We start from the raw sequence: 13743 nt of genomic DNA on the forward strand, positions 1-13743 counted from the left end.
GTCCGGGGCGTCAGGGGGCTGGTCACCGGCCCGCGGTCCGGTATCGTGACCGGCGGTCTCCGCCAGCAGGCCGCCGACCGGCGCCGGCGGGGACGCCGCCGCGCAGTTGTTCACCGGGGGCCGGCGGTCGACGGAAGGACGCTTTCGTGCCCAGGACCAGGCTCCACCCGCGGCTCGGTCGCCGCACCCTGCTCACCGTGCTCGCCGCCGTCGCCCTGGTACTCGGCGGTGCCGCCGTTCCCGCGTACGCCGAGCCCGGTGAGGGCGGCAGCAAGAAGCTGCGGGACGCGTTGGAGCTGACCGCCAAGGGGCACATCGAGGCCAAGGCCAAGCTCGACAACTCCAAGCGCCGCCAGACGGCGTTGACCGGCGAGCTGACGGCGATCGAGAGCCGCATGGGTGGCCTCACCGCCCAGGTCGGCGAGGTCGCCGCACAGTCCTACCGGATCGGTCGGCTCGGCCCGGCGTCGATGTTGCTCAACACCGCCACGCCGCAGGCGTTCCTGGAACGTGCCAGCGATCTCGACCTGATGGCCCAGCGGGACAGCAAGCGGCTGCGTGATCTCGTCGAAGCCCGGCAGGAGGCGCAGCAGGCCAAGGTCGCCATCGACGCCGAGGTCCGTGAGCAGCAGAAGCAGCTCGCCGTGATGGCGAAGAAGAAGAAGGAGGCCGAGGAGGCGCTCGCCGAGGTCAGCTCGGGCAGCAGCAACGGTTTCAGCGGCGGCAGCTCCGCCTCGGCGAAGCCCGCCCCGCGTAACTCCGACGGATCCTGGCCGTCGGAGTCCTGCTCGGTGAAGGACCCGACCACCTCCGGCTGCATCACCCCGCGCACCCTGAACGCGCTCAACCAGACCCAGGCGGCCGGCTACAAGCGGCACGTCTCCTGCAAGCGTGAAGGTGGCGGCGGCGAGCACCCGAAGGGGCGTGCCTGCGACTTCGCGGCGGCCACAAACGGCTTCGAGGATCGCAACGCGACAGGCGGCGACAAGGCGTACGGCGACAGCCTGGCCGCCTGGCACGTGCGCAACGCCGACCGACTGGGCGTGCTCTACGTGATCTGGTACCGGCAGATCTGGCATCCCGGCACCGGGTGGCGTTCGTACAGCGGCAGCGGCAGTCCCGCCGCGTCCCACACGAACCACGTTCATCTATCGCTGTACTGACCCTGAACGCCAGCTTCGCTGCGTACCATCGCGACGATGAGTTCCCCAACGCCCGACGTCGCGGCCCCGCCGGCCGCCGCGGCCCCGTCCGTGCCGGTCACCGGCCGGGCGCTGCCCAACGGCCTGGCCGCCTTCCTGGTCTTCTTCTCCAGCGGTGCCGTGCTGGTGTTGGAGACCGTCGCGCTGCGCCTGGTCGGCCCGTACGTCGGGGTGACCCTCCAGGTGACCAGCTCGGTGATCGGCGTCGCGCTGGCCGCGATCGCCTACGGGGCGTGGACCGGCGGCTGGCTGGCCGACCGGCGCAACCCGCGTGGCCTGCTGGCCCCGGCGCTGGTCCTGGCCGGCATCGCCACCGCCGTCACCCTGCCCGTGGTCCGGTACGCCGGGGAGGTGCTGCGCGGTGGCGCGGCCAGCGGCATCCTGCTCCTGGTCTCGCTTGCCGTGTTCGTGCCGGCCGCGCTGTTGGCCGCGGTCACCCCGTTGGTCGTGAAGCTCCAGTTGGCCGACCTGCGCCGCACCGGCCAGGTGGTCGGTCGACTCTCCGGGATCGGCACCCTGGGCGGCATCACCGCGACCCTGCTCACCGGCTTCGTGCTGGTCGCCGCCCTGCGCAGCACCGTCATCCTGCTGACCCTGGCGGTCGCGCTCGGGTTGGTCGGCATCGGCCTCGGCTGGTATCTGCGCCGGCAGGAGCCCACCGACGTGCCCGGTCCGGCGCGGACCCGGGCCGCGCTCGCCGTGCTCGGCCTGGTCGGGGCGGGCCTCAGCACCGTGGCACCGAACCCGTGCGACATCGAGACCGCGTACCACTGCGCCCGGGTCACCACCGACCCGGCCCGGCCCACCGGCCGGACGCTGCTGCTCAACTCGGCCCACCACTCGTACGTGGACCTCGCCGACCCCACACACCTGGAGTACGCGTACACGAAGTGGATCGGCGCGGTCGCCGACGTCACCGCGCCGGCCGGTCAGCGGCTGGACGCGCTGCACCTGGGCGGCGGCGGGTTCACCGTGCCGCGCTACCTGACCGCCACCCGGCCGGGCACCGAGAACGTGGTGTTCGAGATCGACGGCGGGCTGGTCGAGCTGGGCGAGCAGGAGCTGGGCGTACGGACCGGGCCGGAACTGCGGGCGGTGGTGGGCGACGCCCGGATGCTCGTCGGCGGCGAGCCGACGGACAGCCGTGACCTGGTGGTCGGCGACGCGTTCGGTCACCTGGTGGTGCCCTGGCACCTGGCCACCCGGGAGATGGCTGCCGAGATCCGCCGGGTGACCCGCCCCGGCGGAATGTACGTGCAGAACGTCATCGACTACCCGCCGCTGCGGTTCATCCGCGCCGAGCTGGCCACGGTGGCCGCCGAGTTCCGGCACGTCGCGTTGATCGCGCCGCCGGAGGCGCTCGCCGAGGAGCAGGGTTCCAACTTCCTCATCGTCGGCTCCGACGCGCCGCTGCCGCTGGCAGCCGTGCGGACCCGGCTGGACCAGGTGGATCCGAAGGTCAGCCTGCTGTCCGGCGCGGCCCTCACGGACTTCGTCGGCGGGGCCCTGGTGTTGACCGACGACTACGCCCCGGTGGATCAACTGTTGGCGACCGCCTGATCGGGTGACAACTCTGACCGATTCCGACACTCCAGGTGTAGGGCGGTTGATCCTGGGCAACATCGGTCACCATGGGTGGTGGGGACCGAAACGGCGCGCAGCTCCTCGATGAGCGGTACCGACTGATCGAGCAACTCGGCGCGGGCGGCATGTCGGTGGTGTGGCGCGGCTACGACGAGGTGCTCGGCCGTCAGGTCGCGGTGAAGGTGCTGGCCTCCAGGCTGGCCAGCGACCGGGCGTTCCGCCACCGGATCCGGATCGAGGCGCAGGCCGCCGCGCGCCTCTGCCACCCCAACATCACGAACGTGTACGACTACGGCGAGTCCGAGCAGGTCGGCCTGACCGTGCCGTACGTCGTGATGGAGCTTGTCGACGGCACGTCGCTGGCCAGTCGACTGGGCCGGGAGAGTCAGCTCCCCTGGCGCGAGGCGGTCACGATCGGCGCGGAGGTCAGCTCGGCGCTGACCACCGCCCACGCCCGGGGTGTGGTGCACCGCGACGTCACCCCGGGCAACGTCATGCTCACGTCGACCGGGGTCAAGGTGGTCGACTTCGGCATCTCCGCGCTCGTGGGGGAGAGCGAGAAGGGGCCGGACGGCGCGCTGTTGGGCACCCCCGCGTACCTCGCTCCGGAACGGCTGGACAACGGCCAGGTGTCCCCGGCCACCGACGTGTACGCCGTCGGGCTGCTGCTCTACCGGATGCTCACCGGACGGCTGCCGTGGCGAGCCACCACGACCACCCAGATGTTGCGCGCCCACATGTACAACGACCCGGAGCCGATGCCCGCCGTCGACGGCCTGCCCGCCGAGGTGACCGACCTGGTGGGGCGCTGCCTGGCCAAGCGGCCGGCCGACCGACCGGCCACCGCCGAGGTGACCCGGATCCTCGCCGACGCGGCCGGGATGCTCGCGGCCGTGCCGGTCTCCCCGGCCGCCGGCCCCCTGGACCCGGTCCTGCTGGGCAGTGCGCGTACCACGATCCTGCCCTGGTCGGCGGCGACCGACGCGTTGCCGCTGTCGCGTACCCGCAATCGGGACCGGCGCGCCCGGCAGCGGGTGACCAGGCGTCGGCGGGTGGAGGCCGGGGTGGCTGCCGTCGGGCTGATCGCGGTCACCGGGGCGATGTGGGGATTCACCTCACGCAGTCCGGCCAGCGGCGAGGGCCGGCCGACGACCGAGGCCCGCATGGGCCTGCCGACGAAGGTGCCGTGCGAGGTGGCGTACGCGCTGCGCACGGACTCCGGCACCGACTTCGCCGCGGACCTGACGCTCACCAACACCGGTGACCGGGACCTGCGGGACTGGGCGATGAGCTTCAGCTTCCCCGGTCAGCAGACGGTGACGAAGTCGGAACCCGCGCCCGTGCACCAGCAGGGGAGCACCGTGGTGGTCCGGCCCGCGGACCAGCGCGCCGCACTGGCACCCGGCGCCGCCGAGAAGCTGACCCTCACCGGCACCTACAGCGGGGCGAACCCGCTGCCTGTGGAGTTCCGGCTCGGCGAGGTGGCCTGCGGGGTGCGCGTCTCCGGGGTCGCCGGCAGTACGCCTTCCACGGCCCCGCCGATCAAGGCGGCCACCACGCCGAAGGCCCCGCCGAAGAAGGCGACGGCACCCGGCGGCGCGGGCGGTGGCGCGCCGAAGGCGAAGCCCCCGACGGGTCCCGAGAAGGGTCCCGCGAAGCCCGGTCACGGCAAGGGGCCGGGTGGTCCGGGAAAAGGGTGAAAGCCCCGGAGGGGCGCCACGGTAGGCCCGGCACATGACCGTCAACGTCGTTCCGCGAACCGTTGCACCTGGTCGATGCCACCCTCCACCACCAGCAGCCCACCCTGGGCCAGCGCCGTGTCGTCCGCGGCGTACCGGAAACGCTCACCGGGCGCCTTCGCGCCGATCACCCGGACCCCGGAACGTTCCTCCGGACGCAGGTCGAGCAGGGTGCGCCCGACGAGCGACTCCGGCACCCGGACGGTGGCGATCGCGAAGTCGTCGTCGAACTCGATGAAGTCGAGCAGCCGGCTGACGATCAGGTGCGCCACGCGCTCGCCGGTCTCCGCCTCCGGAAAGATCACGTGATGCGCGCCCACCGACGACAGGATCTTGGCGTGTTTCTGCGAGGTGGCACGTGCCCAGATCTGCGGCACACCCAGCTCGACCAACGCCAGCACGGTGAGGACGCTGGCCTCCACCGACGCCCCGATGGCCACCACCGCCCGCCCGAAGCTGGTAACGCCGAGCTGCCGTAACGCCCCGTCCTCGGTCGCGTCGGCCTGGACCACCCGGTCGAGCTGGTCCGAGAAGCGCTGCACCTTCTCCGGGTTACGGTCGACGGCCAACACCTCGCGGTCCATCCGGGTGAGCGACGCGGCCAGGTGGCAGCCGAAACGACCCAACCCGATCACCACGATGCCGCCGCCGTCCGATCGTCTCGCCGACACCTCGACCCTCCTCGCTTCCTAGCCGACAATTGGTTGTTCCTGCGGATAGCGGTAGAGCCTGCGCCTGGTGTTCAGGGCGATCGCCGACCCGAGGGTGAGCGGCCCGACCCGGCCGATGAACATCAACACCGTCAACACCAGTTGACCACTGGCCGGCAACTCGCCGGCCAGACCGATGGTGAGCCCGGTGGTGCTGAACGCGGAGGTGACCTCGAACAGGGCCGCCACGAACCGCACGCCCTCGGTGAGCAGCAGCAGGAGCATGGTTCCGGCCGTGACAAGCGCGACGCTGAGCAGGGCCACGGTCACCGCCTGCCGCTGGCTCGCGGTGGCCACCCGGCGGTGCCCGACCGTCACGTCGGGCTCGCCGCGCAACTCCGCCCAGATGGTGAACGCGAGCAGGAAGAACGTGGACACCTTGATGCCGCCGGCCGTGCTGGCGCTGCCGCCGCCGATGAACATCAGCACGATCAGCAGCGGGTAGCTCTCCTCCTGGAGGTCGGCGATGTTCAGCACGGTGAAACCGCCGGTGCGGCTCAATGCGATCTGGGTGAAGGACGCGAGCACCTTGCCTCCGGCGTCGTACGAGCCGATGGTGCTGGCGTTCGTCCACTCGGCGGCGAGCAGGCCGACGAAGCCGAGCAGCAGCAGGGCGATGCTGCCCCAGATGGTCAGCTTGGTCGCTACCGCCCACCCCGCCGGCTTACGCCACTCCCGGACCGCCTCGAACAGGGCGGGGAACCCCAACCCGCCGACGATGGCCCCGAACGCCAGCGGCAGCGACACCCACGGATCGCGGTCGAAGGCCAGCAGGCCGTCGGTGTAGAGCGCGAAGCCGCCGTTGTTGAACGCCTGGACCGCATGGAACACGCCCGACCAGAGCGCCCGTCCGGGCGGATAGTCGTACGCCCACCAGAGCCGGCCGGCGACCAGAGCGGTCATCACGGCCTCGCAGGCGAAGACGGTGATCGCGATCCGGCGCAGCAGCCGGCCCACGTCACCGATGCCGAACTCCGCCGTCTCGGCCTGCACCAGCAACCGGTTGCGCACGCCGAGCTGGCGGGCGACCACCAGGATGACGAGCGCCGCCGCGGTGAGGATGCCGAGACCGCCGAGCTGGGTGAGCAGGGTGATCACCACGAGTCCCCAGCCGGACCAGTAGTTGGGGGTGTCGGTGATGGCCATGCCGGTGACCGACACCGCCGAGGTGGCGGTGAAGAGGGCGGTGACCAGCGGCGGACGCTGGTGATCGACGGTCGCCCACCGTGCCATCAGCAGCCCGGCGCCGAGCAGGATCGGCACCAGGAAGGCGAACGGCACCAGCCGCACGGGGTTGCGGAAGAACCGGCGCACCAGACAATCTTCCTTTTCCACCCGTCGCCCGGCGGGGGAACGCGCATTCCGGAGATTCACCTTCCGGCCAGCCATCGACCAACTGCCGGTCAACCCGGGGCGATCTGCTGAAGCCGCTTCCCCCGACGACAGGAGACGGCGATGCGACGTACCCTTCCGACCCTCGGCCTGGCCGGCGTGCTGCTCGCCGCCGCCGTGGCCGTGCCCACCATGGCCGAGGCCGGTCCGGCGACCGACGCGGACCGCTCCCGGCCGAACGCCCGGCCGATTGTGATCGCTCACCGGGGCGCCAGCGGCTACCGACCGGAGCACACGTTGGAGGCGTACCGGTTGGCGATCCGGATGGGCGCCGACTACATCGAGCCGGACCTCGTCGCCACCTCCGACGGGGTGCTCGTCGCCCGGCACGAGAACGAGATCTCCGGCACCACCGACGTGTCGACGCACCCGGAGTTCGCGGCCCGTAGGGCGACGAAGACCATCGACGGCGTCGCCGTGACCGGCTGGTTCACCGAGGACTTCACCCTGGCCGAACTGAAGACGCTGCGGGCCAAGGAGCGACTGCCGCAGGTCCGCGTGGCGAACACCGCGTTCGACGGCCGCTTCGAGGTGCCCACCCTCCAGGAGGTCATCGACCTGGCCCGGACCGAGGGGCGGGCACGGGGCCGCACCATCGGCATCTACCCGGAGACCAAGCACCCGACCTACTTCACCTCGATCGGCCTGCCGCTGGAGGAGCCGCTGCTGCGGGTGCTGCGGCAGAACAAGCTGGACCGGAAGAACTCGCCGGTCTTCATCCAGTCGTTCGAGACGGCCAACCTGCGCCGGCTCAGCAAGCTGACCGAGGTCAAACTGGTCCAACTGCTCGACGCCACCGGCCGCCCGTACGACTTCACCGCCGCCGGCGACACCCGCGGCTACCAGGACCTGGCCACGCCGGCCGGGTTGAAGTGGATCGCCGGGTACGCCGACGGCATCGGCGCGAACAAGAACCTGATCGTGCCCCGGGACGCCGCCGGCGCCCTGCTCGCCCCCACAAACGTGGTGCGCGACGCGCACCGGGAGCGGCTGCTCGTGCACTCCTGGACGTTCCGCGCGGAGAACCAGTTCCTCCCCGTCGACTTCCGGATCGGCGCCGACCCCAACGCGCGCGGCGACATCACCGCCGAGTACGAACTCTTCCTCGGCCTGGGCCTCGACGGCGTCTTCAGCGACCACCCGGACACCGCCGTCGCCGCCCGCGCCGGCGCCTGATCCGCCCCCCTTCTCATCGTCGGCCCGGAGCTGATCCGCCCAGGCCGGCACCCGACCCCTTCGGATCGTCGGCCCGGAGCTGATCCGCCCAGGCCGGCACCCCGACCCCTTCGGATCGTCGGCCCGGAGCTGATCCGCCCAGGCCGGCACCCGGCCCCTTCGGATCGTCGGCCCGGAGCTGATCCGCCGAGGCCGGCACCCGGCCCCTTCGGATCGTCGGCCCGGAGCTGATCCGCCGAGGCCGGCACCTGGCCCCTTCGGACCGTCGGCCCGGAGCTGATCCGCCGAGGCCGGCACCCGGCCCCTTCGGACCGTCGGCCCGGAGCTGATCCGCCCAGGCCGGCACCTGGCCCCTTCGGACCGTCGGCCCGGAGCTGATCCGCCCAGGCCGGCACCTGCCCCCTTCTCAACGTCGGCCCGGAGCTGATCCGCTGCGAGCCGACCGCCGGGCCGATCACGCCTGGCCCATCCGCTGGCCCGTCGTCCGCCACCCGGACGACGGGCCAGCGGCACGTCCGGGCCACCGCTCGCAAGATCGCGTTGCGTCGGGGGCGTCGGGGCGGGCTGAGGCAGCAACTTCACCGATGTTGCTGTCTCGCCGCCGATTGAGGCAGCACCATCGGGGAAGTTGCGCAGATCTTGACCGCTGGGCGTGGCGGGTGGGTTGGTTTGGACGGGTAGGTGCTGCTGCCGCCGGAGGAGTCGGCGACGTACGTGCCGCGACCGGGCTGACCGTTGACCAGCTCGCCGTCGTGCAGCAGTGACAGCGCCCGCGATGCGGCTTTCCTGTGCCCGGCGTAGCTCTCGGCGAGCGTTCGCGCGCTTGCCCGTCCAAGGTCACGCTCGATCCAGGATCGAGTGGTATCCCCGCGCGTCCGAGGCCACTACGTCCATGATCGAGCACGATCTTGGACGGGTGAGCTGGACTTCGGGCGCGACTTCGCCGATGGTGCTGCCGCACGCACGCACGCACGCACGCACGTACCCGGCCGACCACGACGGGTCCTGCGGTTGACCGGGCGGGGCCTGTGGCGCGAGGCGACACACGCGTCGGGAGGTCCGTGGGGGTTTGGGCCATCGGACGGGGAGGGCTCCCGGGTGGTGATGCGGCCCGTTGTAACCTCCGGCCACCTCATTCCCGTTACTTGTGTGTTTCCGCCACATAGCCCGTGGGTGACGTCACTTCTAGCGTGAGCCGACAACACAGCATCCTGTCCTCACCCTGGAGTCGCGATGACGGTCCGGCACACGCGGCGGGCGTTCCTCTCCGCCGCCACGATGATGGCTGCGGCACTTGCCGCCACGGCCTGTGGTAGCCCGCAGGACACCGCCACCGGCGGCGGCGACAACGCCGCGCCGGTCAAGGTCGGCCTGGTGTACTCCCAGTCGGGAGCCCTGGCCAGCTACGGAAAGCAGTACATCGAGGGGTTCAAGGCGGGGCTGGACTTCGCCACCAAGGGCACCGGCAAGGTCGGTGACCGGAAGATCGAGCTGACCGAGGTCGACGACGCGGGTGACCCGGCCAAGGCGGTCTCCGCCGCGAAGGACCTGATCGGCAAGGGCACGAAGATCATTGCCGGTTCCACCGCCTCCGGGGTGGCACTTCAGGTCGCGCCGATCGCCGCGCAGAACAAGGTCATGTTCATCTCCGGCCCGGCTGCCACCGACGCGGTGACCGGCGCGAACAAGTACACGTTCCGATCCGGGCGGCAGTCCTACCAGGACGTGGTGACCGCCAAGTCGTTCATCGGCGACCCGACCGGCAAGAAGGTGGTGGTCTTCGCCCAGGACGGCGCCTTCGGCGACGCCAACGAGGCGGCCGTCAAGGCCGTCATCGGCGGTGCGGGCGCCAGCGTGAGCAGCGTCCGGGCACCGGCCAGCGCCACCGAGTTCACCCCGTTCGCCAGCCAGATCAAGGCGGCCAAGCCGGACCTGCTCTTCGTGGCCTGGGCCGGCACCACCGCCCCGGCCATGTGGCAGAGCCTCGACCAGCAGGGCGTGCTCTCGTCCACCACCGTCGTCACCGGCCTGGACATCCGCTCGTCCTGGCCCACCTTCGGCACGGCCGGCACCAAGATCTCCTTCCTGTCGCACTACTTCGACGGTGCCAGCGACACCGAGGCCAGCAAGGCGCTGAAGGCCAAGGTCAGCACCATCGACCTGTTCCACCCGGACGGCTTCGCCGCCGCCCAGATGGTGGTCCGCGCGGTGCAGGAGGGTGGGGACGACGTCGACAAGATGGTCACCGCCCTGGAGGGGTGGAGCTTCGACGGGGTCAAGGGCAAGATGACCATCCGCGCCGCCGACCACGCGCTGCTCCAGCCGATGTTCCAGGCCAAGCTGACCGGCAGCGGCACCGCGTTCACGGCGACCGCGCAGAAGAGCCTCACCGGTGACGAGACCGCGCCGCCGGCCGTGGCCATGAAGGGCTGAGCCATGCTCGCCACCCGCGGTCTGACCTGGCGGATCGGTGAGGTCGCCATCGTCGACAGCGTCTACCTCGACCTCGCGCCCGGGGAGTTCCTGGGCGTGATCGGGCCGAACGGCGCCGGCAAGACCTCACTGTTCAACCTGATCACCGGCCTGCGCCGGGCCACGGAGGGCCGGATCGTCCTGGACGGGCAGGACATCGGTGCGCTTCCGCCGCACCGGCGGGCCCGCCTCGGGCTGGGCCGTACCTTCCAGGCGTCCTCGGTCTTCGGCTCGCTCAGCGTGCGGGAGAACGTCCGGCTCGCCGTGCAGGCGCACCGCGGGGGCTCGATGGCACTGTGGCGGCGGGCAGCGGCCGACCGGGAGGTCGCCGCCGCCGCCGACGCGGCGCTCGACCGGGTCGGCCTCGCCCACCGGGGTACGGCACTCGCCGGCACCCTGGCCCACGGCGAGAAGCGCAAGCTGGAGATCGCCCTGCTGCTCGCCGGTGAACCGCGGGTGATGCTGCTGGACGAACCGATGGCCGGCGTCAGCGCCGAGGACCTCCCCGAACTGGTGGCCGTCATCAAGTCTCTGACCGGCGACAGCGGGCGAGCGGTGCTGATGGTCGAGCACCACATGGACGTCATCCTGGAGCTGGCCGACCGGATCGCCGTCATGCACCACGGCGCGTTGCTGGCCTGCGACACCCCGGAGACGGTGATGGCCAACCCCACGGTGCAAGAGGCCTACCTGGGGGAGTCGCTCTGATGGAACCAGTTCTCACGGTGGAGGACCTGTCGGTCCGGATCTCCGGGCTGCACATCCTCCAGGGGGTGTCCTTCACGGTCGCCCCGACCGGCGTGACAGTCCTGCTCGGCCGCAACGGCGTCGGCAAGACCACCACGCTGCGCGCGATCGTCGGCCTCACCCCACCCGCCGGAGAGGTCCGCGGCACCATCCGGATGGGCGCGCAGAGCCTCCTGGCCCAGCCCACCCACCGGCTGGTCCGCGGTGGGCTCGGCTACGTGCCCGAAGACCGCTGCGTGTTCGCCGGCCTCACCGTCGCCGAGAACCTGCGGCTCGCCGAGCGGCGCGGCACCAGCCCGGCGTACGACAAGGTCTTCGCGCTCTTCCCGGAGCTGGACCGGCGCGGACGGCAACGGGCCGGCTCGCTCTCCGGCGGGCAGCAGCAGATGCTCGCGATCGGGCGGGTGCTGCTCAACGACAACCGGCTGCTGCTGGTCGACGAGCCGACCAAGGGGTTGGCGCCGAAGGTGGTGACCGAGGTGGCCGAGGTGTTGGAACGGGTCGCGGAGTCGGTGCCGGTGCTGCTCGTCGAGCAGAACCTGGCGGTCGTACGCCGGCTGGCCCGCGACGCGGTGGTGCTGGCCGCCGGCAAGGTGGCCTGGACCGGCGACGCCCACGAGTTGCTGTTGGAGACGGCGCTGACCAAGTCGCTGCTCGGGGTGGGCTCGGCGGAGGTGAACCACTGATGGGCACCGTGATCCTGTTGGCGTTGACCGGGCTCGGCCTGGCGGCGCTGTACTTCCTCGTCGCGTCCGGCCTGTCCCTGGTCTTCGGCCTGGCCGACGTGCTCAACTTCGCGCACGGGCTGTTCCTCGGTGTCGGCGCGTACGGCACCTGGTGGGCGGCGGGCAACCTGCCGGGCGCGGGCTCCGACGGGTTCGGCTTCGTGCTCGCGGTCGCCTTCGGGGTGGCCGCCGGCACGCTGGTGGCGATCCTGGTCGAGCTGGTGCTGATCCGCCCGCTCTACTCCCGCACCATCGAGCAGGTGCTTGTCACCGTCGGCCTCTCCCTGGCCGGGGTGGCGCTGTTGCAGGCCACCTGGGGTGCGGACGCCAGGCCGTTCCCGCGTCCGGACTGGACCCGGCAGGTGACCGGCATCCTCGGCGCGCAGGTGCCCAACGGGGGCCTGCTGCTGATCATCGCGGCGGTGCTGGTGCTCGGCGCGATCCTGGCGTTCCTACGCTGGACCCGGTACGGCCTGGTGATCCGGGCCGGGGTGGAGAACCGGGAGATGGTGACCGCGCTCGGCATCGACGTGCGCAAGGCGTTCACGCTCGTCTTCGCGATCGGTGGGGCGGCCGCCGCGCTCGCCGGGGCCCTCGGCGGCGTCTACTTCGGCACCGTCTCGCCCGGCCAGGGCAGTTCGCTGCTGATCTTCGCGTTCATCGTGGTGGTGATCGGGGGGATGGGCTCGGTGGTCGGCTCCGCGTACGCGGCGGTCGTCGTCGGGCTGGTGCAGCAGTTCGTCAACTACTACGGCACGTCCGGGCTCGGCGACATCTGCGTGGTCGGGCTGCTGGCCGTGGTGCTGCTGCTGCGCCCGCAGGGCATCGCCGGAAAGGTGGCAACGGCATGACGCTTCTCGACGTGACCCCGGCACCGGCACCCACGTCGCCGCGACCAGGCCGGGTGCACCGCATCCGCCCGTTCCTGCCGCTTGTCGCGGTGGTGGTGTTGGCGATCCTGCCGTACTCGACGATCTCCCTGCCGGGGATCTTCGAGGGGCCGGTCAACTCGCCCGGCACCCTGCAACTGCTCGCCATCTGCCTGATCTTCGGCGGCCTGGCCGCCGGGTACGACCTGCTCTTCGGCCGGACCGGCATGCTCTCCTTCGGGCACGCGCTGTACTTCGCCGCCGGGGTCTACGGCACCGACATCCTCGTCACCAGGGCCGGGCTGCCGCTGTGGCAGGCGGCGCTGCTGACGATCACCGGCGGCACCATCCTCGCGGCGCTGCTCGGCGCGGTGGCGTTGCGGACCGTGGGCATCGCGTTCGCCATGGTCACGTTGGCCTTCGCGCAGGTCGGAGCGATCCTGGTGGCGCGGGACTTCGGCGGGCTCACCGGTGGCGAGGAGGGCCTGCCACTTGACGTGTCCGGGCTGCCCGCCGGGCTGGTCGGGGTGACGAACACGGTGAACCTGTACTGGCTGGCACTCGCGTACCTGACGCTCGTGGTCTTCGTGGTGCACCGGGTGAGCGGTTCGCCTACCGGCCGGGTGCTGGCCGGGCTGCGCGACGACGAGCGGCGGATCGGTGTGCTCGGACTGGACCCGTACCGCTACAAGCTTGTGGCGTTCACCCTGGCCGGCGGGCTGGCGTCGGCGGGCGGGGTGGTCTACGTCCTGATCGTCGGTGGCGCCTCACCGCACATCACGTCCTCCGAGCTGACCCTGTCGTTGCTGGTCATGGTGGTGCTCGGCGGGCCGGGCACCCGGTGGGGACCGGTGCTCGGCGGCGTCCTCTACATGTACCTCGACCACCGGCTCACCGCGTTCGGCACGAGCGACGCGGTGGACAACCTGCCGGCCGTCCTCAGCCGCCCGCTGAGCCAGCCCCTGTTCGTCCTGGGCACGGTCTTCATCCTGGCCGTCTACTTCTTCCCCGGAGGCCTGACCAGCCTCGCCCCCCGCCTAACCAAAACCCTCCGCCGCCCCCCACCCTGACCCTCTTTTGACCCCGTCGATCATGGCGTTATAGCCACGACACGCCGTCGCGAATGG

11 protein-coding genes are annotated in these 13743 nt (G+C 71.5%); 9 read left to right on the top strand and 2 right to left on the bottom strand.

The features are described from left to right. Window positions 1–146 precede the first annotated feature (146 nt). The 3 genes from ACPXBU_RS27885 to ACPXBU_RS27895 all read left to right on the top strand — a co-directional run bounded on the left by ACPXBU_RS27885 (window position 147) and on the right by ACPXBU_RS27895 (window position 4486). Window positions 147–1163: a coiled-coil domain-containing protein gene (locus tag ACPXBU_RS27885; RefSeq protein WP_425760341.1), complete on the top strand. Its 1017-nt coding sequence runs from the start codon at window positions 147–149 to the stop codon at window positions 1161–1163. A gap of 36 nt (window positions 1164–1199) precedes the next feature. After that, a complete protein-coding gene (locus ACPXBU_RS27890; RefSeq protein WP_425760342.1) occupies window positions 1200–2762 on the top strand; it encodes a fused MFS/spermidine synthase in 1563 nt (520 codons plus the stop codon). Window positions 2763–2833: 71 nt separating this feature from the next. Next, entirely contained in the window at window positions 2834–4486 is a 1653-nt protein-coding gene (locus ACPXBU_RS27895; RefSeq protein ID WP_425760343.1) for a protein kinase domain-containing protein, read from the top strand. Between the two features lie 41 nt (window positions 4487–4527). Here ACPXBU_RS27895 and ACPXBU_RS27900 read toward each other — a convergent pair whose 3' ends face one another. Then, window positions 4528–5196: a potassium channel family protein gene (locus ACPXBU_RS27900; RefSeq protein ID WP_425760345.1), complete on the bottom strand. Its 669-nt coding sequence runs from the start codon at window positions 5194–5196 to the stop codon at window positions 4528–4530. Window positions 5197–5214: 18 nt separating this feature from the next. After that, window positions 5215–6549, bottom strand: a complete 1335-nt coding sequence (locus ACPXBU_RS27905; protein ID WP_425760346.1) for a TrkH family potassium uptake protein — start codon at window positions 6547–6549, stop codon at window positions 5215–5217. 141 nt (window positions 6550–6690) lie between these two features. Here ACPXBU_RS27905 and ACPXBU_RS27910 point away from each other — a divergent pair, with 141 nt between their 5' ends. The 6 genes from ACPXBU_RS27910 to ACPXBU_RS27935 all read left to right on the top strand — a co-directional run bounded on the left by ACPXBU_RS27910 (window position 6691) and on the right by ACPXBU_RS27935 (window position 13686). Further along, entirely contained in the window at window positions 6691–7803 is a 1113-nt protein-coding gene (locus tag ACPXBU_RS27910) for a glycerophosphodiester phosphodiesterase (protein WP_425760348.1), read from the top strand. A gap of 1233 nt (window positions 7804–9036) precedes the next feature. Beyond that, window positions 9037–10236: a substrate-binding domain-containing protein gene (locus ACPXBU_RS27915; RefSeq protein ID WP_425760349.1), complete on the top strand. Its 1200-nt coding sequence runs from the start codon at window positions 9037–9039 to the stop codon at window positions 10234–10236. Between the two features lie 3 nt (window positions 10237–10239). Beyond that, window positions 10240–10983, top strand: coding sequence for an ABC transporter ATP-binding protein (locus ACPXBU_RS27920; RefSeq protein ID WP_425760350.1), 744 nt, complete (start codon window positions 10240–10242; stop codon window positions 10981–10983). Next, window positions 10983–11708 (top strand): ABC transporter ATP-binding protein, encoded by a 726-nt coding sequence (locus ACPXBU_RS27925; protein WP_393370065.1) that lies wholly within the window; start codon window positions 10983–10985, stop codon window positions 11706–11708. Before ACPXBU_RS27920 ends, ACPXBU_RS27925 begins: the two co-directional genes overlap by 1 nt. Then, complete coding sequence (locus tag ACPXBU_RS27930) at window positions 11708–12598, top strand: branched-chain amino acid ABC transporter permease (RefSeq protein WP_088950297.1); 891 nt, start codon at window positions 11708–11710, stop codon at window positions 12596–12598. The genes ACPXBU_RS27925 and ACPXBU_RS27930 overlap by 1 nt, the downstream gene beginning before the upstream one ends. Further along, on the top strand, window positions 12595–13686 hold the full coding sequence (locus tag ACPXBU_RS27935; RefSeq protein ID WP_425760351.1) for a branched-chain amino acid ABC transporter permease: 1092 nt from the start codon (window positions 12595–12597) through the stop codon (window positions 13684–13686). The genes ACPXBU_RS27930 and ACPXBU_RS27935 overlap by 4 nt, the downstream gene beginning before the upstream one ends. The last annotated feature ends 57 nt before the right edge of the window (window positions 13687–13743 follow it).

Origin of the sequence: Micromonospora sp. DT231, assembly GCF_049847025.1 — a bacterium.
Classification (GTDB): domain Bacteria; phylum Actinomycetota; class Actinomycetes; order Mycobacteriales; family Micromonosporaceae; genus Micromonospora.